This is a genomic window from Ruegeria atlantica (assembly GCF_013032005.1).
GTDB lineage: Bacteria > Pseudomonadota > Alphaproteobacteria > Rhodobacterales > Rhodobacteraceae > Ruegeria > Ruegeria atlantica_A.
Window position 1 is genome coordinate 134,345 of sequence record NZ_WQBE01000003.1, and the last position, 23,233, is coordinate 157,577.

The 23,233-nt window shown below is 55.6% G+C and carries 15 protein-coding genes and 1 tRNA gene; 7 read left to right on the forward strand and 9 right to left on the reverse strand.

All coding sequences use genetic code 11. The annotated features are described in order from the left end of the window. Window positions 1–98: 98 nt before the first annotated feature. A tRNA-Pro gene (locus tag GOX21_RS08275) sits at window positions 99–175 on the forward strand. An 818-nt stretch (window positions 176–993) separates the two neighbouring features. On the opposite strand, the gene GOX21_RS08280 is transcribed toward GOX21_RS08275, so the two are convergent. The 3 genes from GOX21_RS08280 to GOX21_RS08290 form a co-directional block, all read right to left on the reverse strand. After that, window positions 994–1,890, reverse strand: a complete 897-nt coding sequence (locus GOX21_RS08280) for an EamA family transporter (protein ID WP_170376885.1) — start codon at window positions 1,888–1,890, stop codon at window positions 994–996. 58 nt (window positions 1,891–1,948) lie between these two features. Beyond that, entirely contained in the window at window positions 1,949–2,572 is a 624-nt protein-coding gene (gene wrbA / locus GOX21_RS08285) for an NAD(P)H:quinone oxidoreductase (protein ID WP_170376888.1), read from the reverse strand. 106 nt (window positions 2,573–2,678) lie between these two features. Then, entirely contained in the window at window positions 2,679–3,566 is an 888-nt protein-coding gene (locus tag GOX21_RS08290) for a LysR family transcriptional regulator (protein WP_170376890.1), read from the reverse strand. Window positions 3,567–4,383: 817 nt separating this feature from the next. Here GOX21_RS08290 and GOX21_RS08295 point away from each other — a divergent pair. Next, window positions 4,384–9,501 (forward strand): RecQ family ATP-dependent DNA helicase, encoded by a 5,118-nt coding sequence (locus tag GOX21_RS08295; RefSeq protein WP_170376892.1) that lies wholly within the window; start codon window positions 4,384–4,386, stop codon window positions 9,499–9,501. Between the two features lie 241 nt (window positions 9,502–9,742). On the opposite strand, the gene GOX21_RS08300 is transcribed toward GOX21_RS08295, so the two are convergent. Further along, window positions 9,743–10,144: an XRE family transcriptional regulator gene (locus GOX21_RS08300; RefSeq protein ID WP_170376894.1), complete on the reverse strand. Its 402-nt coding sequence runs from the start codon at window positions 10,142–10,144 to the stop codon at window positions 9,743–9,745. Between the two features lie 141 nt (window positions 10,145–10,285). Continuing rightward, window positions 10,286–10,774: an Lrp/AsnC family transcriptional regulator gene (locus tag GOX21_RS08305; protein WP_174818857.1), complete on the reverse strand. Its 489-nt coding sequence runs from the start codon at window positions 10,772–10,774 to the stop codon at window positions 10,286–10,288. 82 nt (window positions 10,775–10,856) lie between these two features. Between GOX21_RS08305 and GOX21_RS08310 the strand changes: the two genes are divergently transcribed. Next, entirely contained in the window at window positions 10,857–12,056 is a 1,200-nt protein-coding gene (locus GOX21_RS08310; RefSeq protein ID WP_170376897.1) for a methionine gamma-lyase, read from the forward strand. Window positions 12,057–12,070: 14 nt separating this feature from the next. Next, window positions 12,071–14,443 carry a 1-deoxy-D-xylulose-5-phosphate synthase N-terminal domain-containing protein gene (locus GOX21_RS08315; RefSeq protein ID WP_170376899.1) on the forward strand — a complete coding sequence of 791 codons (2,373 nt, stop codon included), beginning with the start codon at window positions 12,071–12,073 and terminating at the stop codon, window positions 14,441–14,443. 291 nt (window positions 14,444–14,734) lie between these two features. On the opposite strand, the gene GOX21_RS08320 is transcribed toward GOX21_RS08315, so the two are convergent. The 4 genes from GOX21_RS08320 to GOX21_RS08335 all read right to left on the reverse strand — a co-directional run bounded on the left by GOX21_RS08320 (window position 14,735) and on the right by GOX21_RS08335 (window position 18,847). Then, on the reverse strand, window positions 14,735–15,841 hold the full coding sequence (locus GOX21_RS08320; RefSeq protein ID WP_170376901.1) for a lyase family protein: 1,107 nt from the start codon (window positions 15,839–15,841) through the stop codon (window positions 14,735–14,737). Then, entirely contained in the window at window positions 15,834–17,348 is a 1,515-nt protein-coding gene (locus GOX21_RS08325; RefSeq protein WP_170376903.1) for a tripartite tricarboxylate transporter permease, read from the reverse strand. The genes GOX21_RS08320 and GOX21_RS08325 overlap by 8 nt, the downstream gene beginning before the upstream one ends. 6 nt (window positions 17,349–17,354) lie before the next feature. Beyond that, the gene (locus tag GOX21_RS08330) at window positions 17,355–17,822 is read right to left on the reverse strand and encodes a tripartite tricarboxylate transporter TctB family protein (RefSeq protein ID WP_170376906.1); all 468 of its coding nucleotides are present in this window, start codon (window positions 17,820–17,822) and stop codon (window positions 17,355–17,357) included. A gap of 65 nt (window positions 17,823–17,887) precedes the next feature. Further along, window positions 17,888–18,847, reverse strand: coding sequence for a tripartite tricarboxylate transporter substrate binding protein (locus tag GOX21_RS08335; RefSeq protein WP_170376908.1), 960 nt, complete (start codon window positions 18,845–18,847; stop codon window positions 17,888–17,890). 103 nt (window positions 18,848–18,950) lie between these two features. Between GOX21_RS08335 and GOX21_RS08340 the strand changes: the two genes are divergently transcribed. From GOX21_RS08340 to GOX21_RS08350, 3 genes are all read left to right on the forward strand, one after another. Continuing rightward, window positions 18,951–19,868 (forward strand): LysR family transcriptional regulator, encoded by a 918-nt coding sequence (locus GOX21_RS08340; protein ID WP_170376910.1) that lies wholly within the window; start codon window positions 18,951–18,953, stop codon window positions 19,866–19,868. Window positions 19,869–20,192: 324 nt separating this feature from the next. Next, complete coding sequence (locus tag GOX21_RS08345) at window positions 20,193–21,923, forward strand: type I secretion system permease/ATPase (RefSeq protein ID WP_170350011.1); 1,731 nt, start codon at window positions 20,193–20,195, stop codon at window positions 21,921–21,923. After that, window positions 21,913–23,229, forward strand: coding sequence for an HlyD family type I secretion periplasmic adaptor subunit (locus GOX21_RS08350; RefSeq protein ID WP_170376912.1), 1,317 nt, complete (start codon window positions 21,913–21,915; stop codon window positions 23,227–23,229). Before GOX21_RS08345 ends, GOX21_RS08350 begins: the two co-directional genes overlap by 11 nt. Window positions 23,230–23,233: the final 4 nt, after the last annotated feature.

Below are 23,233 nucleotides of genomic sequence, written 5' to 3' on the forward strand. Positions count from 1 at the left end.
GGCGCAAAGGACAGTTTCTGCTGGGCACGAAATCCTGCATTTGGTCCCATAATCCCCTTGCACATCCGATTCCTCGGGTATAGATCACCCGCCACGGTCGGAGTGTAGCTCAGCCTGGTAGAGCACTGTCTTCGGGAGGCAGGGGTCGGAGGTTCGAATCCTCTCACTCCGACCAATAAAACAAGGCGCCCAAGGGCGCTTTTGTTGTTTGTAAGACAGTGATCCGAGGTTCGTTGAACCTGAGCGTTAATCGAACTCCAACGCACTGGCAGCCTTTCGTAGATCTAAGCGCGATGCACATTGCAACCGTCTTTCTGTGCCATTTCGTCATACGGCTGGCGGTAACCACTTGGGGCGTCCGATGCTTTCCACCAGGGAGCGATCCAAAGTGATCTTTCCTGCACCTTCCAGATAGGTGACTCGCTGCCCGGTCATTTTCCCGGCGCCGGTGTTTCTTGTTGGTCTGGTATGAGATGTCAAAGAACATAGGCATCGAAGCGCGTTGTTCTTGGCAGACTGCTTGCTGCTGCCGTAACGACTTCTTAAAAATACCAAAATTTAGCCTCGCCCACAAGGTGATTTCCAGGGCGAAATGCACTTTTATCTTGAGCGCGAGAGTTTTGCGTTTGGCAACGGGGCCAGTAGATATGTATAGAACACGCGCGCAATGCCGTAGCCTCCTATGCACATCAACAGGCCGGCTGGGACGTTCACTGGCAGCGTCCAACGCAGTTTTCGACGCAAGACAGCACTGATGTTATAACGCACGCCCTGAGCGCCCTCAGCACTTAGCGAGTTCGGCCACAATGTGACCATTGCTACAGGAGGTTTGGACCGTCCAGATGCTGCGGACCCAGAACCCATCCCCTTATCATGCGTGGGGAAACCTAGGACTTCGATATTCTAGGGATCTGGCGAACGGGCTTAAGCGAGGCGCTGAGCCATTCCTCGCCCACTTGCGTGATCGGGCCCATTGTTTGCGACTCAAACCCATCAGACAGATCCAGCTGTTGCTGGTCTCCATTTTTTCAAACACGAATTTTCCCTTCGACTCACGCTCTGGCCGACCACAACAGATCCAATAACTATGGCTGCTCCTATAGACTGAGTTAGGCTAAGCGTTTGTCCCAAGTATACCCAGCCGAGCACGACAGCTGTAACAGGACTCATCATGCCGAGCATCGAGACTGCACTGGGGTCCAGGCGTGCTATGCCGCGAAACCAAAGAGCATAGGTTGCTGCAGCACCAATCAACCCAAGCCAAATAAGGCCGGCGACATTTGTCGCGCTGAGCGCAGGTAGAGGCGGCTCAAGGAACAGTGCGACTGGCAGCAGTATCAAACCACCGGCTGTCAATTGCCACGCTGTGAAACTCAGCGCCGAGACCGGAGGTTGCCATTTCCGGCTTAGAACAGTGCCAGCAGCCATTGACGCGGCTCCTCCCAAACCCGCTGCTATACCGATCCAATCAAGTTGTGCTTCTGGCCCGATCAGCAGCAGAGACACACCCATTACGCCAGTCACGGCGGCGCCGAGTGCACCAAGTCGGATTGGTGTTCCCAGCCATCCCCACGCCATCAAAATCACGATCATTGCTTGCAACGACCCTAGGGTAGCGGCCACACCACCAGGTAACCTATACGCAGCAACGAAGAGGAGCACCCAGAACAGAGCAAAATTGAGGCTGCCTAAGACGAAAGTTCGACCGAGCCATTCGCGTGGTGGAACGCAGCGTGTCACTGCAAGCAACAACAAGCCAGCAGGCAGAGCTCGCAAAGCAGCCAGGGTAATAGGATAGCCAGCCGGGAGCGCTTCCGTAGTTACCAGATAAGTGCTTCCCCATACCGCTGGAGCGAGGGAAGTGAGAAGAATATCGGTTGAGCGTGACATAGTATGTCTCCCGACTGAGGCGTTTGAGAATTTGACTGAGACTTCAGAGGCGCGCGGGTTAAGCTGCTTCCGCTTGCAGGTTTGATCCAGCGAGGCACGCTGCAATCCTTGCAACATGAGCGCCCTGGAACCGCGCTCCGGCTAGGTCAGTTTCGGTTGGCGTGCGGGAACCATCAGCACCGGCGATCGTTCCGGCACCATATGGTGCGCCGCCAATGATTTCTTTTGATGTGGTCTGTCCAGCAAATGTGTAGGGCATTCCGGCAATCAGCATCCCAAAGTGTTGAAGCGGGACTTGCGTTGTCAGAAGGGTCGCCTCGTGCCCGCCATGTTGCGAACCCGTAGATGCAAAGACCGCCCCGACTTTACCAACCAGAGCATTCCTGGCCCAAAGCCCGCCAGCCTGATCCAGGAACGATTTCATTTGACCGGCCATCATGCCAAATCGGGTCGGCGTTCCCAGAATTATTGCATCATAGCTTTCCAGATCCGTCGGCAAGGCAGTAGGTGTATCATCGACGACATAGCCGGCCTTTTGGCGGACTTCTTCAGGGACGGTTTCGGGCACACGCCGAACGTCAACTTCGGTGCCGGGAACAGTTCTGGCGCCTTCAGCTTCGGCATCGGCCAATGTGCGGACGTGGCCATAGCTTGAATAATAGAGAACGAGAATACGTGACATAGGATACCTCTCAGGGCTGTGACTTGTTCCCTGAGAGAATGGAATTTGTTGCGCCGCCAATTAAGTCGCGCTCTTTGACATCACTCTTTACCTGTATTGAACAATGTCACGACCTGAGAGCCAAGCGCAGATGATCAAGAAAGGCTGTGACCTTTGCATCCATTCCCAAGCGAGATGCTGTAACGGCGAATACTTCTGGCGCAGGCAGTTCGTGGTCAGGAAGAACTCTCACCAAGGCTCCGCTGGCTTCGGGAGCATCAGAGACGAACTCGGGCAGTGTTCCGATACCTTGCCCCGCTATCAGCAGATCGCACAAAACGAGGCTGTTGCCGACCCGCACGCGCGGATCAAGTTCCAATGATGTAACGCCGTTGGCGGCCGACAGCTTCCAGCTCGTCAAATGATCGGCAAGCAAAAAGCCGATGATCTCGTGGTTTTTCAGATCCGCCGGCTGGGTCGGCGTCCCGCATCGCTCCAAATAGTCAGGAGACGCAAATATTCTTTGCCGCATCACGCCAATCCGTCGGGCAACAAGTGCCGAATCCGGCATGGCAGCACGGATACGTATCGATAGATCGAACCCGCCCTCGACCATATCGATCACCTTGTCGTCCATCGAAAGAGTAAATCGCAGATCTGGATAGGCTTCTAAGAATTCTGGAAGCATCGGTGCGATAACGGTTTGGCCGAATGAACTTGACGCATTCACCCGAAGGTGCCCACGCACCGCTTTTGAACCTTCCCTGATGGTCTGTTCCGTTTTTTCGACCGCGTCGAGAATTCCAATTGCATCTTGGTAATAGAGACTGCCGGTGTCAGTCAGTGACATGGATCGGGTCGTTCTGGTGAGGAGGACGGTTCCCAGACTTTCTTCCAGAAGCTTGATTTCTCTGCTGAGAAGCGCAGGAGAAACACCAAGGTCTTCCGCCGCACGGGCAAAGCTACTGCGTTCAACGATACGGCGAAAAGCTTGCATGACTGACAGTTTGTCCAAGATATCACCCTTCGAAAAAGCTGCTTTTTACGTGTTACGCGATAGATCGGGTCTATGACATGCCCAAAATCACATTCTTTCAGGTTGAGCTGAGCCAGTTCAATTCTGTTTGCGGAGCATCCATCACACCTGTGAACTAGAGCTCGGGAACATTTTTCGGTTCTGAGAGCTCCTCGCTACGATCTCCCCATCACCAGCCTCTTGTTTAGACAACCAGCTTTTAGGACGAAACTAGCACTACTTTGTATATCTAGACCCAGTCAGCCTCTACGCGGTGCAGCTTACTATTCACGACTATTCCCCCACTATTAGCAATCGTCGGTTTCCTCTCTCTGGAGTAGCTCAGGACACTGCCTGGCATAGACCTGTGCTTACGCTCTCAATGTGTTCATCTCTCAGGAGCGTTGTGAGCAGGCCTGAGTTACGTCCGTTCTCTTATGTGTGTCTGGGTCGTCTGGTCTGTGTTTCGTCGCTGAACGCGCTTTTCTGGCCTGTCTTCAGATATGTGTTTTCCAAGATCCGTTGTTTTTTGGGTTTGTCTGGATCAAAGGTTTACATTTTGGTCTGAAAAACTGGTTTTGAGCCGAAATCTGTCAACTTAGTGTAAACCTTTGGCCTGATTTTGGGGTGTTTTTGAGGTCGAAAAGTTTACATTCCGTCGATCCCGAGAGTTCGGATGTAAACTTTTTTCAACCTTTTGCAACCATTGAGGTTGCGAGGAATCCACATTGCGAAGAGCAATTTGAAACGCACCTTTTCTTTTGTCTGTAATCCGGTAGCTATCAAGAAGACACTGAAAGAGAAAATTTGGCGAGCAATGATAACGAACGGTCACGTGGACATTTCGCGCTTTCTTGAGCGCTGTGTTTCGATTGACCTGGAAGTGGATCCTAAGTCCGCTCGGATATTCGCATTCGCTGCCACAACGAACGATGATTCCCGACCCGCTCTAGTTGAAAAAAGCAGCTCCGCCTCAACACTGTCGCACCTCGACACATATTGTAAAGGTTTCGACAGTGTCATCGGCCACAACATCTTGCACCACGACCTGCCTCACCTGGCCGCTGCTGCGCCTCGCTTTGCCGCCTTGGCAGAGGCACCAATCGACACACTCTGGCTCAATCCTTTGGCCTTCCCGCGCAACCCCTATCACCATTTAGTCAAACACTATCACGACGGACGGTTGCAATCGGGTCATGTCAACGATCCCGAAAAGGATGCACGTCTAGCCTTCGACGTTCTGCAAAACCAGATCGAGGCGTTCGCCAAGCTAAACACCGCGACCCCAGATGCGCTGGCAGCCTATCATTTCCTTGCCACACGCCCCCCACGCAGCGGAGGGTTTGACGCACTTTTTACTGCTGTGCGTGGCATTAGCAGACCCAATGAACAAGAGGCTTTTGACGCCGTTCGCCGCCTTTTGGCTGGACAGGTCTGTTTGCATCGGCTTGAACAGACTCTTAGTCGGATGGAAAATCCTAACCTCGCCTGGCCCATGGCCTATGCCTTGTCGTGGATTTCGGTGGCTGGCGGCGACAGTGTCATGCCACCCTGGGTCCGAATGCAGTTCCGCGAGGCTTCACTGATTGTGCGCCACTTGCGAGAGGCCGCCTGTAACGATGCCGCCTGCCAGTGGTGTGTCGAAAACAACGATCCTAAACGCGCGCTTGATCGCTGGTTTGGCTTTCCTTCTTTCAGACCCGAACCCGTGGACGAATTCGGTCAACCCTTGCAGGAACGCATTGTGGCTGAGGCGATGGCAGGAAAAAGCGTTCTGGGCATTCTTCCGACCGGAACTGGCAAGTCAGTCTGCTATCAGATTCCAGCCCTTTCGCGGTTCGACAAGACCGGTGCGCTGACCGTCGTCATCTCGCCGCTTGTCGCACTCATGGCCGATCAGCTGCAGGGTCTGGCGAGAGCCGGGATATCCTCGGCCGTCACTATCAACGGTCTGCTGTCGCTGCCGGAAAGGCATGAGGCACTGGACAAAGTGCGCATGGGCGATGCTGCGATCCTGCTGATTTCACCCGAACAGCTCCGCAGTACAGCGGTTCGAAGTGTGCTGACTCAACGAGAGATCGGCCTCTGGGTGCTGGACGAGGCACATTGCATTTCAAAATGGGGCCACGATTTTCGACCAGACTACCGTTATGTGAGCCGGTTCATAAAGGAAAACTCAGGCGATGCCCCAGCTCCGATCCTTTGCTTGACAGCCACCGCCAAGCCAGAAGTCGTGCGCGACATAAGGGAGCATTTCAAAACTCGATTGGGCCTGGACTTGGCCCTGCTTGATGGGGGTGCGTCGCGCTCGAACCTTTCCTTCGAGGTGCGCGAAACGCAACGCGACACTAAACTGGCCGATATTTTGAACGCAATCGAACAGGGATTGCCGGCCTCAGGTGCCTCGGGTGCCGTAGTCTATTGCGCGACCCGCGGCGCGACGGAACGCGTGGCTGAATTTCTCAAGCAACAAGGCGTGAGCGCAGAGCGGTTCCACGCCGGCCTATCGCCTGAAAAAAAGCGCGAGATTCAGGAAGAGTTCCGCGTGGGCGAATTGCGGGTGATTGCAGCCACCAACGCCTTTGGCATGGGGATCGACAAGCCCGACATCCGCCTTGTGGTGCACGGTGATGTGCCAGGTTCGTTGGAAAACTACCTGCAAGAGGCAGGCCGTGCCGGACGCGACCGAGACCCGGCCAACTGTGTGCTGTTGTTCAACACCGAAGATGTCGAGCGTCAATTCAGCCTTTCGGCCCGTTCCCGCCTTGCCCGGCATGAGATCGGAGCAATCCTAAATGCTCTCCGGCGGTTGGATGGGCGCACCCGGGACGAAGGAAAGATAGTCGCGACGCCCGGCGAGATCGTCCGCGAGGAAAAGGACCACGAATTTGTGCGCGACAGCGCGACCGATGATACACGCGTCAAAACCGCCATCGCCTGGCTTGAAGAGGCGAGCCTTCTACGGCGCGAAGAAAACAACGTGCAGGTTTTCCCCGCCTCGCTGCGTGTGCGCAGTCTGGAAGCGGCAGCCGCGATATTGGATGGTCCTGATATCACCGGCACGCGGCGTAAGCAGCTTCTGGATATCGTGCGCCACATCGTCAACTCTCCGGCGGACAAGGGCGTTTCCACCGACGAATTGGCCGGGGTAAGCGGGCTTTCGACCACCGCGTTGCGCAAAGCGCTGTCTGATCTTGAAGCATTTGGCATTGCCAGCGATGATACCAATATCACCATCTTCGTTCATTGCGGTGTCGCTGATGCCTCGCAGGCGCGACTAGAACAGGCCGCGCGGCTCGAGGAGAATCTTGTCGCTCTGATGCGCGAAATGGCCCCCGATGCCGAGCATGCAGAGCCAATCCCATTCAACCCTTCTGATGCCTGTAATGAACTGCGACAGCTGGGCCATGGCGAGGTGCGTCCGGATCTGGTCGAGACCCTGCTGCGCGGCATGGCACAGGATGGACGCGACATGGAGGGGGGGCGCGGCAACATCTCTTTACGCAAATCAGCACATGGTAGCATCCTTGTGCGGTTGCAGCGGTCTTGGGACGTGACAGCTCAAACCGCCGAGTTGCGCCGTCAGGGTGCACAGCGCTTGCTGACACATCTTCTGACCCTTGTGCCCAAAGGCATACGTGGCAAGGACCTTCAGGTCGAAACCACGCTGGGTGCAATGCTGTCCTCTATCACCGGCGATAGCCTTTTACGGAACGCCGTGAAGGACCCAAATCGCCTAATGGATCGCGCCTTGCTGTGGCAACATGAACAACAGGTTCTGACGCTAGGCCGAGGGCTGTCCGTTTTCCGCCCCGCCATGACAATGCATCTCAGACCCAAGGGTGGTGGTTTTACTGTCAAGCACTTCGCTCCGCTTGAGGAGCACTATACCGAACAAACGATCCAGACCCATGTAATGGCTGCTTACGCGGAAAAGGGGCTGGAGAACATCGAAACAGCGCATCGGCTGGCCGACGACTATTTCGTGCTGGAACAGGACGCATTCATGCGCCGATGGATGCCTGGGCGCGGGACAGAATTTCGACGTCAGGCAACTGGGGCCACCTACAAAGCCATCGTCGAAGATCTGGGAAACCCGGTGCAGCAACAGATTGTGCGCGACGACCGCGAAAAAACCAACGTGCTGGTGCTGGCAGGGCCGGGCTCGGGCAAAACGCGTGTTTTGGTCCACCGCATAGCCTATCTTCTTCGTATCAAACGTGAGGACCCGCGCGGCATTCTTGTGCTGGCTTACAACCGCCACGCGGCAGCAGAAATACGTGAACGCTTGCGTCGATTGGTTGGCGATGATGCGGCAGTTGTTACCATCTCGACAGTTCACTCGTTAGCTATGCGGCTGGTCGGCGCCAGTTTTGTGGGCGCGCAAACAACCGACACGCCTGATTTCAAGGGCCTTTTGACACAGGCTGCGGCCCTGCTGCGCGGCGATGGTTTGAGCAGGCATGAAGCCGAGGCGCTGCGTGACACGCTGATTCAGGGCTATCGCTGGATTCTGGTCGATGAATATCAGGATATCGGCCCCGATGAATACGCGCTGATTGCTGCCGTGGCAGGGCGCACTCTGGACGATCCGGATCTGCGGCTCAGTCTCTTCGCGGTGGGCGATGACGACCAGAATATTTATGCCTTTTCCGGCGCCTCGATCCGCTACATTCGTCAATTTGAGCAGGACTACAACGCAAAACCGGTTTTCCTGACTGAAAACTATCGTTCTACCGGCCACATTATCAGCACCGCCAACGCAGTGATCGCGGGGGCCGTCGCGCGTATGAAACTGGGCCATGATATCAGCGTAGATCATGCTCGGACAAAGGCTGACCCAGGTGGGCCGCTGACCAAATTGGACCCAGTCGCGCAAGGTCGCGTGCAAATCCTGGAATGTCCCTCAGGGAATGACTCGCAGGCCATGGCCGCATTGGAGGAACTAATCCGGCTGTCTCGACTGGACCCTGATTGGACGTGGTCACGCGCCGCTATTATCTCGCGCGATTGGCGTAAGCTGATACCCGTGCGCGATTTTGCCGAAAACTTCGGTATACCGGTTGAAATGGCAAACGAAAACATGCCCAGTCTCTGGCGCATGCGCGAGATGCAGTCGTTTGTCAAAGCCCTGCGCGAGACACCTACTGAGCTATATACTCTGGAACGGCTGACCAACCTTCTCAACACCATTTCCACTTCACGCTGGACAGATCGGATTGGCGAGGGGCTGGGTCTTCTGGCACGCGAAGTGGGCGCGCGTAGCCTGCCCGTTCCCGACATCATCGAATGGTTCGCGGAATGGGCACGCGACAGTTGGGGCGAACAGCGGGGGTTGAAACTGCTGACCGCACACCGCGCAAAAGGATTGGAATTTGACGATGTGGTCATTCTGGATGGCGGATGGGAACGCCCATCGCGATCCGAGGATCAGGACGCCCCCCGCCGCCTGTTCTATGTTGCCATGACCCGTGCCCGCCGCAGCCTTGTAGTAATGAGCAACGACAATCATGAATACTTGCCAACAGGAGCACCTTCGGTTCTGACCCGTCGCGTTACGCCTGACATGATAGCATTGCCCGGTCCCCGCCGCTTTTTTCGGGCAGCTGAGGCGAGGATGGTTGATCTGTCCTATGCTGGACGCCAGCGCCCGGGTCACGCCTCTCTCATCGCTATCCAAGAGGCCCGCGTCGGCGATACTGTAACGTTGGTAAAGGATGGCGACTTTTGGTTGCTACGCGACGAAAAAGGGCGTGTGCTTGGCCGTATGTCCAAATCCTTTTCTGCACCTCCAAACTCCAAATTTGAGCGCGGAGAAATCGCAGCTATCCTTTCATGGCGAAAAGAAGACTCTGGGGAAGCATTCCACCACACGCTCCGCCGCGATGCATGGGAGGTGGTTTTGCCGGAGCTCGTGTTTGTGTCCGTCAACTAGGACTTCACCCAAAAATTTTCACGTCTTCAGAGGGATCCGGCGAAGCTCAGAACTTCAACCATTCCTCACCGCCGTCACGCCATGCATTTTTATCAAGCTCTCCGAGGCTCGCGTATGCGCCGCAATAGCTGCACTCGCCGTAGGGTCGGCTCAGGATCACTTCCGTTGCTCACGTCACGGAGGAACCGCAACCAGGCGCGCTCATTCAATGTCAGGACATCTTTCTGGTCATACATGGCTCCTACCTCCCGAAGATAGTCTTGATCGCCGTCTCTAACCGGCTGGTCAGCCGAGGATCGGTGTTGTTGGAGGCCTTGCGAATTGCTTTTAACCAGCCAAGTTCATTCGACGTGACAGGTTCTCCGAACACCTCGACAACTGCCTCAGCTGCAGTCAGGCCGATCGACTGCTCAATTGCGAGGCGCATAAGGTAGGCAGCGTCGCATTCCAAAGCTTTCGCCAAGGCCGGGACGCGATCCAGTGCCACCTTGAAACTACCCTGTTTGAACATTGTGATCATGTTCGGGTTGACGTATCCCACCTGCGCCGCGATCTCGGCTTGGTTCTTGGTTGGTTTCAGTTCGAGCACCCTCCGTTCGACATACGTCGCCATCCGGGTGTATCCATACGGTTTATTCGTCATCGCTATCCTCTCAAAAGTGATGCAGCAAGCACTGCATGCCTTTGATATAGCGACGGTGAGAATGGGAAATTGCGGAGGGAAAAAAATAATTCAACTAAAATGTTTAGCCGATTGGCAACAACTCATTCTAACTGGGTCCATCTATCCGGGCGGAAAAACAGAAGTCTTTTTTACTGTTCCATAGACAAAGCTGGTATCGATCGAGGCTATCCCACCGATCGGATGAATTCGGTGACGAATAAATTCCTCGTAGGCCTCGAGATCCGATACCAAAACCCGCAATTGGTAGTCCATTGCCCCGGTCAGCACATGGCATTCAAGAACTTCATCGATCATCCGAACGCGTTTCTCGAAGTTCTGAACGTCCGTTTCGTTGTGTCGTTCCAACCTGATACGCACGAAGACAGTAATGGCCATCCCATACGCGGCAGTGTCAACGTCGGCGCTGTATCCCTTTATCACTCCGTTGGCTTCTAGGTTTTTGACCCGGCGCAAACACGGTGAGGGAGACAAGTTCACCTCATCGGCAAGATCCTGGTTCGTCATGCGCCCGTCTCGTTGCAGCGCTCGAATGATTTGCCTGTCCTTAGCGTCCACTTCGCCCTCATCCTTAGCAGAATCTGCCAACATTTACCCTTATGTTGGCATACTTTGAAATCATTAGCCCAAACTCAAGGCGCAAACTAGCTTCAAAATGATTCAGGAGCTTGTAATGACTCGTTCAACCGGATTTGCAACCCGCGCCATTCACCACGCTTATAACCCTCTGGAAAATGATGGTGCGCTGACACCACCGCTGCATTTGACGTCCACGTTTACCTTTGAAACCGCAGAGGCTGGGGGAGAGATGTTCGCCGGCGAGCGTGAAGGTCATATCTACAGCCGTATTTCAAACCCCACATGCGACCTTCTTGAACAACGTATTGCCGTGCTTGAAGGAGCCGAGGCCGGGCTAGCTCTCTCAAGCGGCATGGGGGCGATCACGGCAGTGCTTTGGACCCTGCTGTCGCCAGGTGACGAAGTCATCGTGGACAAAACGCTCTATGGCTGCACCTTCGCCTTCATGCGTCACGGTTTGGCAAAATGGGGAGTCACGATCACACACGTCGACATGACAGACCCTGAGAACCTGCAAGCTGCCGTTTCTGACAAAACCCGCGTTGTCTATTTCGAAACTCCGGCCAATCCGAACATGCGCTTGGTGGACATCGCCGCGAGCGCCGAAATTGCGCATTCGGTCGGTGCAACGGTCGTCGTCGATAATACCTACGCTAGCCCGTATTTGACCCGCCCGATCGAGCACGGGGCAGATATCGTTCTGCACTCCGCCACCAAATACCTCGGTGGGCATGGCGATGTGGTTGCCGGTCTGGTTGTCGGGTCCGCCGAACAGATTGCTGAGATCCGCCTTGTTGGGATGAAGGACATGACCGGCGCGGTAATGGCCCCTTTCAACGCGATGCTGATCTTGCGTGGTCTGAAGACACTGAACCTGCGTTTGGATCGCCACTGTGCGTCCGCCAAGGTCGTCGCAGATTTCCTCGAAGCACATCCCGCTGTCGGCGAAGTTTGTTTTCCCGGTCTTGAGAGTTTCACCCAGCATGATGTCGCGCAGCGACAGATGTCCCAACCCGGCGCTATGATAGCGTTTGAAATCAAGTCCGGCCTGTCCGGCGGGATTGGGTTCATGAACCGCCTGAACATGATCCAGCGTGCGGTGTCCTTGGGCGACGCGGAAACCCTGATCCAGCACCCCGCATCCATGACGCATTCGACGTATACCCCGGAAGAGCGTGCCGAGCATGGGATCAGCGATGGCCTGATCCGCCTGTCCGTCGGGCTGGAGGATGTCGAGGACATCCTTGCAGACCTAGAGCAAGCTTTGCCTTACCCTGCTCGCAGCGCCGCCTAAACCCGGAGACCAACATGCACATCGATCCCACCCAACTGAAGATCGTCGAACAGCGCCTGTTGTGGTTGTCTCATTGGATGATCCACCATGCCAACCATGTCCGACCAAAGGTGGATGGGATCAAAATCGGCGGCCATCAGGCTTCGTCTGCTTCGATGGTATCGATCATGACCGCGCTCTACTTCTCGGCCCTACGCCCTGAGGACCGGGTCGCAGTCAAACCCCATGCGTCGCCGGTATTTCACGCGATGCAGTATCTCATGGGTAATCAGACCCGTGAGAAGATGGAGAATTTCCGCGGATTTGGCGGTGTGCAAAGTTATCCAAGCCGGACAAAGGATATTGATGATGTTGATTTCTCGACCGGGTCGGTGGGTTTAGGTGTCGCGATCACCTCGTTTGCCTCGATCCTTCAAGACTACATCAAGGCCAAAAGCTGGGGTTCAGACGCGCCAATGGGTCGTATGGTAGCCTTGGTAGGCGATGCCGAACTGGATGAAGGCAACGTCTATGAGGCACTACAAGAAGGCTGGAAAAACGACCTACGAAACACGTGGTGGATCATCGATTACAACCGACAGTCGCTGGACGGTATCGTCCGGGAAGGACTGTTTGAACGGATCGAGAAAATCTTCGATGCATTCAGTTGGGATGTCGTGCGTGTTAAATATGGGGTTCTTCAACGCGCGGCCTTTGAAGAGCCCGGCGGCGACCGCCTGCGTGATTGGATCGACGCTTGCCCCAACCAGGATTACTCCGCTTTGACTTTCATGGGTGGTGCGAATTGGCGACAGCGCCTCATGGACGATCTGGGGGATCAGGGCGATGTGACTGCTTTGATCGAACGGCGCACGGATGCAGAGCTCGCAGCCCTTATGGAGAACCTCGGCGGCAACTGCGTCGAGACCATGGCCCAAACATTTGCCGACATCGATCATGATCGCCCAACATGTTTCCTGGCCTACACAGTCAAAGGATGGGGCACCCCCATTGCAGGCCACAAGGACAATCACGGCGGGCTGATGAACAATAGCCAGTTCGCCGCGTGGCAATCGCATATGGGTGTGCCGAAGGGCGAAGAATGGGAGCCGCTTGCGACAGTGCAGGAACCAAAAAAGCTGAAGGATTTCCTTGCGAATACACCTTTCTTTGCCAAAGGTCCGCGCCGCTATTTTGATGACAAGCTGGATGTGCCGACAATCGAGATCGACACCAGTCGCGAAATCTCGACACAGATGGCGTTTGGCAAGATTCTTGACGATCTATCAAAAGGCGACAGCCCATTGGCCGAACGCATAGTGACGACCTCCCCAGATGTGACAGGCACAACAAGCCTTGGTCCTTGGGTGAATAGGCGCAAGCTATTTGCCCGATCCGAACAATCCGACGCCTTTATAGAACACCGAATCCCTTCGACGGCGAAATGGGAATTCACTCCGGAAGGGCAGCATATCGAGCTTGGTATCGCCGAAATGAACCTCATGTTGCTTCTGGGAGCAGCGGGTCTGTCGCATTCCCTGTTCGGTAAGCGCCTTATCCCAATTGGCACCGTCTATGATCCATTTGTCAGCCGCGGCCTCGATGCGCTGAATTACGCCTGTTATCAGGACGCGCGTTTCATGCTGGTTGGCACACCTTCGGGCGTCACACTCGCCCCCGAAGGTGGAGCACATCAATCCGTTGGAACACCGCTCATCGGGATGAGCCAAGACGGGCTGGCGGCTTTTGAACCCGCCTTCGCCGACGAGCTGGCAGTAATCATGGAGTGGGCCTTTGACTACATGCAACGCGACGGCGAAGGGCAACCGGATGAGCGCACCTGGCTGCGCGATGAAACCGGAGGGTCGGTCTACCTGCGCCTGACCACCAACCCGATTGAACAGCCCGGCAAACGTGTTGACGACGAGTTCCGCCAAGGTGCCATTGATGGAGCCTATTGGTTACGAAAACCCGGGCCCAATTGCGAAGTTGTAATCGCCTATCAAGGAGCAGTCGCGCCAGAGGCAATCAAAGCCGCCGGTATGATTGGTGAAGGTCGTCGCGACATAGGTGTATTGGCCGTGACATCCGCAGATCGCCTGAATGCCGGATGGACCGCCGCGCAACGAGCGCGTTCTCGCGGTAACCAAGCGGCGCGCTCCCACATCGAAACCCTGATGTCCGACCTTCCGCCACACTGCAAACTTGTCACCGTTATCGATGGTCATCCTGCAACTCTATCCTGGCTCGGGGCAGTGCTTGGACATCAGACTATCCCAATGGGTGTCGAGCATTTTGGTCAGACCGGAACAATCGGCGATCTCTATCGCCACCACTGCATTGACGCAGACGCTATCTTGGAGAAAGTGAACGGCCTGACTCATGGCAGGACTCTTCACCGTGCATAGGTGGGCTGGATCTGGGCAACAATGTAGAGAACAAACTAGCACTGAACATAAACCAAGATAATTATCGGACCATGTAGACAGTGCTCTTAGGTTCAATGAACCTGGCGGACCTGAACTTGACTGGTTTGATTGGAGATGACGCCTGAAAAACAGGGCTCCTTTGACTAAAAATCAATAACTTGGCCCTTTGCACCGGTCTTCGGGAGGCAGGGGTCGGAGGTTCGAATCCTCTCACTCCGACCAATATCACCTAACAGACTAACAAATCTAAACGGTGCAACCGCGTCTCTATTAATGATGCGTTTGCTGTTCGGCAATAAGTTTGGCCGAGAGCGATCTGCTCATCGCGTCCGTATCAAAAACCAAGTTTTTTAACATCCGTTCCAACCACTGCAATGCGCCCGAGGTCAGAAGAAACGTCTCGGGCACCGTCACCCATTCAGCAATCCAAACGCCACCGGATCGTTCGTGTTCATGCAGGGTCAGTTCGCCTATTTGCTCGGCGCGTTGGCGCCCAAGGCGGGCTACGGCTTCGCCGAATTCCGATGCACGTTGGTTTCGTTTGTGGGCCATCGCGGAAGACGCGCCTTGACCAGGTTCCTGCACCTCAAGAAATTCTCCGATGTCAGAAGACGACAACTGATTGACGTTATGTGCAATTTTACAAAGCGTCCCGCACAGCGCACCTAGGGCAGTGATGATGTCAGCCACCCCGTCCCGCGCATTCTGCCAATGAGGCTCGACCGTATTCAGTCCAAGAGATGCGGCGATACCTTGTTTGATGCGCTGACCGGTCCCGTTTTCATAGCCACGCAAATCGCCAACAGGTCCACCAATCTGGACATTCAACCCACGTCCTGACGCATCTTTCAGCGCCTGTGAACGACGTTCAAGTTCCGATCTCCAAACCAAAAACTTTGTGGCCAGCTGAATCGGCACTGCGAATTGCCCGTTTGTGCGACCCATCATCATTGTGTCGGGATGAGAATAAATATGATGATCAATGGCCGCGATAACGCCATCCAGAGCGTCTTGAACAAACTCTAGCCCCAGCTTCATCTGCAAAGCCATCGCAGTATCCATAATGTCCTGCGTGGTAGCACGGAAATGCACATAGGCGGCGTATTCCGGAAGGAGGGTGCGCATCTGTTTAACCAATCCGACAATCGGGCGACCGACAAACATCATTTCCTCTTGCAGATCGGGCTTGTTAAGATCGCAGATTGACAGGGAATTTATTGCCTTCGCCGCCTCAGCTGGGATCACGTTGGCCATTGCCTGATGCTCGGCTAGCACCTGCTCCACGCGCAACCAGGCCGAGATGACTGTATGTTCCGACCAGATGGACCGCATGTCGGCGCTGGAAAAACAATCCCGGTAGATACCATAATCAAGCATCTCCAAGCCCTCCTTGTGCGATCCGGCGTTCCTTGACGATACCGCGAATTCGGAATGCCATCGCCGCAAGCCCGACCAGCAGGAACGCAAGCGCGATGGGGCGTTCCACAAAGACCAACGCCCCACCTTCGGACATCAGCAACGACTGGCGAAAGGTTTCTTCCGCGCCTTTGGCCAACACAAAAGAGATGACGAATGCGGCAACATTGAAATCAAATTTGCGCATCAGCCAACCGGCGAAACCTGCAACTGTCATGACGGTCACATCAAACATCGACCCACGTGCGGAATAGGCAGCCACAAACGAGGTCAGAAAGATCAGCGGATAAAGAACATTGGTCGGTATCTTCAGGATCAACCGCGCAACCTGCGTAGCCCCGAAATAGCCGATCAGACCGTAGGCAAGAATGCCAAGCATTCCACAGGCGAACAGTTTATAGACCAGTTCCTTATCCGTCAGGAACAGGGTCGGGCCAACCTGAATGCCGTGGATCAGGAATACACCCAGCAGGATTGCACCGATAGTTGAACCCGGAATACCAAGCGTCAACAGAGGTGCCATTGATGGGCCGGAAACCGCGTTATTGGCGGCCTCGGGCGCGGCCACACCTTCCAGCGCGCCCTTGCCCCACATTTCCGGGTTTTTGGCGCGGCGCTTGCCTTCACCGTATGAGATGAACGCGGCAATGGCTGAACCCAGTCCAGGCAGAACACCGATGCCCGCACCGATGAACCCGCCTCGGAAAGCGTGCGGCAGGCAGGGTTTGTACTCTTCCCATGTCAGAGTGTTTCCGTCCGCCGTGCTTTCGTTCTCTTTGGTGTCACCCGTGGCTTTGCGCCGGGTTTCAAGCTGTGCAAAGACCTCACCCAGAACGAATACGCCGATCATCAGCGGCACAAGACCGATGCCGTTGGACAGCTCGAATGAGCCGAACGTATAGCGTTCTTCGCTTGAGATCGGGTCCAGTCCGACCATTGCAATCAGGATACCCATCAGCGCCGACGCCAACCCTTTGACGATCGAGTTTCCGATGACCGATCCAATCACCACAAAGGCTGCAAAATAGATGGCGAAGGTTTCCGGCGGGCCCAGTTTCAGGGCAATGGCCGCAATGAAACCGACGCCAATGACCAAAAGAATGTCACCCATCAAATCCCCGATGATCGATGAGATTGTCGCCACCTTCATCGCTTTGCCCGCCTTGCCGGCGCGTGCCAGCGGATAGCCGTCAATCTGGGTCGCCGCGCTGGCCGCAGTACCGGGCGTATTGAAAAGGATCGCCGCAATCGACCCGCCATAGCGGCCGGATTTTCCGATCACATACAGAAAGGCGAGTGCAAAAATCGGCGACATGTAAAAGGTAATGGGCAACAGCATGGCAATCGCAGCCGATGCCGTGAGGCCGGGCGTGGCACCCACGATCATGCCAACAACCGCAGCAAGGACAATTGCAAACAGCAGCGTGGGGTCTGTGATAACCGAAAGAAGTGCGGGAAAGATTTCCATGGTGGATTACCCCTGAATCCAGCTCAGCAGATCGAAAACCTCGCCATAGGGAGGGTAGACGCCGAGCAGGACAAAAAAGATGAGATGGAAGATCAGCGGGCAAAGGATGACAGACACGGCCAGCCCGATCCGGCTGCGCACACCGAAAAAGTAGAGGACAAGTGGTGCGACAATGGCCGTTGGCAGTAAGTAGCCGAACCAGCGGAAGGATTGTTGATAAATCAGAGCAATGATGAACAAGCCAATGATCTGCAAGGCCGCGCTATTATCTTGTGCGTGGCTCGCTCCACCCGTCGTCTGACGTGCTGCACCCGTCAGCATAAGACTCGAGAGAAACAGCAGGGCAACTGCGGCAGAGAACGGCACAATCCCGGCCCATGTATCCCCTGGAGATGCCGTAGGCACCTGCCAGGCGCCCCAGATGGCAAAAATCGAAATGAGGGCAAGCACCAGACCTTCTGCATAGGCACGCATGACGATCCTCTCTATTTTCCGTCGTTAGAATTGGGCCGGGGGATGATCCGCCGGCCCCAGGAGCTTTAGTTGGTCAGGCTTTCAACCAAGGGGGTGGCGTCTTCTTTCATCGCCGAAAGCGCCGCCTTGGCCTCCGCACCGCTCTGATAGACCGGGCCGGTCCCGCGTGAGGCGAGAAGTTCGGCAAATTCCGGCTTGGCAGCGATCTGTTCGAGCGCGGCCTCCATCGCGGCGACCACCTCTGCAGGCGTCCCTTTCGGAGCAAACACGATTACTGGCGAGGATACTGCAGCAAATGGAATACCCAGCTCCCCAAAAGCGGGCACCTCATTCATAATGCCGTCACGGTCCTGACTGTTGACCGCCAGCGCGCGCAGTTGTTCTTCAAAACCTGCCAGTTGCTGAACTCCAAGGAAGCCGAAATCAGCCTGTTCACCGATCAGCGCGGCACGAGTCGGCCCGCCCCCTTTGAACGGCACATCCTGAGCTTCGATACCGTTATTGGCCAAAAAACCCATGCCGCCAACGTGATGGAAACCACCGCGGCCCGAATGAGCCCACCGCAATTGGCCGGGGTTGGCCTTGGCGGCATCGATCACGTCCTGAACGGATTGAAAGGGGCTGTTGACCGGAACCATCAATGAGGTCTGCAACTGGCCAACCTGTGCCACGAAGTCAAAGCTTTCCAGCGCGTCGATCTCAGTATCGCGGGTCATGGTCGACAGCAGGAACGACCCCCCCGACGTCATCATCATAGTGTACCCGTCAGGACGCGCGCCAACGACTGCATTGGCACCGTTCAAACCACCCGAACCGGGTTTATTCACAACTACCACAGGCACGTCCAGAATACCTTCGGCAGCGGCCGAGATAGCGCGCGCATAAGCATCTGTGCCGCCACCCGCCTTGTAGGGAACAACAAGGTTGATCGGGCGTTTCGGCCAATCCGCGGCAAAGCTTGCTGTAGCTGTGGCGGTGACAGCAACTGCCGCGATGGCAACACCAAGAAGAGTTCTGCGTTTCATGAGTAACCTCCCAATTTCACTTGGGATCAAATTACGCGATTTCTTCAATTGTAAAAAATGCAAAGGTGTTATCTACTCTTGCAAATTGTGAAAGAGTAGAAGGATGAATATCAAAGCCCTACGCGCGTTTCGCGCTACTTTGTCCGAAGGATCCCTTGTCGCCGCCTCTGAGATCCTCCATCTCAGCCAACCTGCTGTCAGCCGTTTGATCACCGGGCTTGAGGCCGAACTGAAATTGACGCTTTTTGATCGCAGTGGCCGCAACCTGACGCCGACGCCGGAAGGGTTGGCCTTTTACAAAGAGGCCGGCAGGATTCTGGACAATCTTGACGAAGTTCCGCGCATCGCAGCCGAGATCAAAGCGGGGCGCACCGAAACGCTCCGCATTGTGACGATGCCCCGGATTGCACAATCCCTGTCCGCGCCTGCGGTGGCACGGTTCATGCAAGAGAACCCCAGCACCAATGTAAACCTGGATGTCCGGGCAAGACGCGAGGCGGGAAAATGGCTGGCCGGGCGGGAATACGATATTGGAATTGGGGCGTTGCCCGTCGATCATCCCGGCATCGTCTCCAAACCCCTCTTCCGAGTAAAAGCGCAGGCGGTTTTGCCCGCAGGCCATCCGCTTTCATCCCGAAGTCATTTGACGGCGGACGATCTTGCCGGGGAACCCGTTATACGTCTGATGCATGGTCTGCTGTTGCGGGATCAACTGGACGACTTCTTTCGTTCCGCCGGTGTGACGCCCAGACAAACCTGCGAAGTCGCCGCCTCGCAGCTGGCTTGCGCGCTGGTGGCAGAGGGCGCGGGTATCACGATCGCGGATGAATTGGTGGCCGCTCAGGTCGCGTCCGCAAACCTTACGCTTGTTCCCGTGGCCCCAGAGCGGTGGATGACCTTTGGGCTGCTCTATCCGGTTTCCGAAACAGGGTCTAAAACTCTGCCGCTGTTCGAAAAGGCCTTGTTCGACGTCGTCAACGAATTGGCACAGCAGAGTGAGACGCTTGAACCCACCAATTAGAGCAACCTCAGGAACCGGACATTGGCGACAAAGGGTCGTCCGATATGCGAAATGCGCGGCGGTATCTTGACGGTCCGATTGCCGCGGGGTCTCAAGTAGCTCGGTCCTTTAGCGGCGCGGCAACTGAACCCAGTATGGTATCGGCATGAGCGTATGCGCGCCCACCAGCGTTCCTTTGCCTTGACTGCAAGTAGCTTTTCGCCGATCCACCAATTCTCGCATTTTCTCCGTTGTGCCATAGTTTAAGATGCGGCCCATCGCCACCACTCTGGTCCGGCAGAGAATCAGTTACTAAAGGCCCTGTACGTGAATATTGAAAACCGCATGACACTGCCGCCTCGCCATGAGTTGCGAAATGTGCGCAATCGGGGCATTACTTTCCTGGCCCTGGCGTTTCTGTTCAGCATCTTCGTTAACCTTCTGATGCTGACCGGGCCTTTGTTCATGCTGCAGGTTTACGATCGGGTCCTGGGCTCGCGCGCTGTGGAAACGCTGACAGCACTGTTTTTGCTGGTAGCCCTGCTATATGGCCTTATGGCGATGCTGGATTTTGCCCGCGGCAGAATCGTGGCTAGATTCGGTGCCCGGTTCCAGTCTGAACTGGATGAACGTGTGTTCGACGCCACCCTGCGCCGATCACTTTTTCCACAAGCACGGTCCGCTCCGGCCACGGCATTGCGCGATCTTGAGTCGATTCAGAACCTGTGTGCCTCGCCCGTTCTATTGGCGGTGATGGATATTCCGTGGACACCAGTATTTCTGGCAGCAATCTTCTTGTTTCACCCGTTGCTAGGCTGGTTGGCCGTGGCGGGCGGGAGTTTGCTTATCCTGATCGCCTTGTTGAACCAGTGGCTAACCCACAGCAAGGTGGCTTCAGCACAAAGGGCGTCGGCCCAGGCCAACGCGTTTTCCGAACACGCAAGACAAGCGGCCGAAGTGGTGCGATCGCAAGGCATGCAAGAGGACATAACCCAACGCTGGCAGCGGCAGCGCACCAATGCCCTGCGTCAGACCATTGCCGCCAGTGACTGGACAGGCAGCTTTACCTCGCTGACCAAATCACTGCGGTTGTTTTTGCAATCGGCCATGCTGGCGCTTGGCGCTTGGCTGGTGCTACGCAACGAACTCACGCCAGGGGCGATGATTGCCGGCTCTATCTTGTTGGGGCGGGCGCTGGCACCCGTTGAGCAGGCGGTTGGCCAATGGGGTATGGTTGAACGGGCCCGCACGGCCTGGAGTTCGCTTAACCGGTTTCTGGATGCGACCCCACCTGAAAAACCTCGCACCAAACTGCCTGTGCCCGAGGCCCGGCTGACCGCAAAAAGCCTAACTGTCATTCCTCCGGGTGCAGACAAGCCGACGCTGCGCAATGTCGCTTTGCGGCTAGAACCAGGTAAAGCGCTTGGCGTCATCGGTAAAAGCGGCTCGGGGAAATCGACGCTGGCCAAAGCCCTTTTGGGCCTGTGGCAACCTGCCGCCGGGGAAATACGGTTGGGTGGTGCAACACTGGATCAATATGATCCCGACGATCTGGGCCAGCATATTGGTTACCTGCCGCAGGAAGTTACTCTGTTCAACGGATCCGTGGCTGAAAACATTGCCCGCATGTCGGAAAATCCCGACCCTGACGCGGTTGTAGCCGCAGCAAAAATGGCCAACGCGCATGATCTGATCCTGTCATTGAGCAAAGGATATGACACATTTCTGGAAGGCAATGACAGCCAATTGTCGGGCGGGCAAAAGCAACGTATCGCACTGGCCCGCGCCCTTTACGGCAACCCGGTTCTGTTGATTCTGGATGAGCCGAACTCGGCCCTGGATGCCGATGGGACCGAGGCGCTGAACGCCGCTGTTCGAGGTCTGAAAGAGGCCGGAAAATCAACCATCATCATGACCCACCGCCCTCAGGCAATTTCGGAATGTGACGATCTGGCCGTTGTCGAAAACGGGCAAGTTGTGAAATCCGGCACTCGGGATGAGGTGCTGGGTGCAATGGTACAAAACGCTGGCGCCATCAAACGCGGCCTCAGTCAGGTGAAAAAAGATGCAGGATAAGACGGGTAAAGACACGCGCCCGGTGTGGCACATCACGATACCAGCCTTGGTCGGTTTTGTGGCCTTGCTGATTTTGGTTGGCGGGCTTGGCATCTGGTCCGTGCAGACCCGACTGGCCGGGGCGATCATATCGCAAGGAACCATCGAGGTTCAAAGTAGCCGACAGGTAGTGGAACATCCTGATGGTGGCGTTGTGGGCGAGATTTTCGTACGCGACGGTGACGAAGTCGCTGACGGAGATATGCTGGTCCGATTAGATGATACGTTTTTGTCTTCGGAGAGAACCATAGTTGAATCTCAGCTTTTCGAACTGTTGGCGCGTAGAGCCCGATTGGTGGCAGAACGCGACGGTGGCGATGCCCCAGCCTTGGCAGCTCTGCTTGAAGAGATTCAAAAGCAGGACGATATCGACGCTGAACTGATTGCCGGTCAGCAACGCCTGTTCGAGGCCCGTCTGGAAACACTGGACCAACAGACCCAACAATTGGGCAAACAGCGGGTTCAAATCGACAGTGAAATCGAAGGAACCGAGGCACAGCTAGTGTCCTTGCGTCGCCAGGTGGAACTGATTCAAAACGAGCTGAAGGACCAACAAGACCTGTTACAACGCGGTTTGACTCAGGCCAGCCGCGTGTCCGCCTTGCAGCGGGAAGAGGCCAGCCTGACGGGTGAGATTGGTAGGCTCGAAGCTGCTGTGGCTCGCCTGAAAGGTCAGATTTCAGCAACCGAGATTGAGATTGTCGAATTGACGGCCACGCGGCGAGAGGAGGCTATTACCGAACTGCGGGACGTTCAGACGCAGATCGCTGAATTGGCTGAGCGTCGTCTCTCTCTGGAAGAACGGCTGTCGAGATTGGACATTCGCGCACCCGTTGCGGGTACGGTCTATGGCAGTCAGGTTTTCGCCCTGCAATCGGTGATCCAACCCGCCGAGCCGATGATGTATGTTGTACCCCAAGACACGCCCTTGCTGGTGGCAGCGCGCGTTGATGCCATCCACGTAGATCAATTGCATATTGGGCAACCAGTGGCGTTACGGTTCCCCGCATTTAATCAACGTGAGACGCCTGAGATTGACGGGCGGGTAGTCACCATCTCGGCGGATACATTCACTGATGATGCAACTGGTCAGACATTCTACCGCGCCGAAGTCGCCCCCGAAGACAATCAGATCGAACGGCTGAACGGGCAGGCCCTTTTGCCGGGCATGCCGGTGGAAACCATGATCAAGACCGACGAAAGAACCCCTTTGTCCTATATGGTCAAACCCATGGCCGACTATTTCAACCGGGCTTTCCGTGAATAATGGG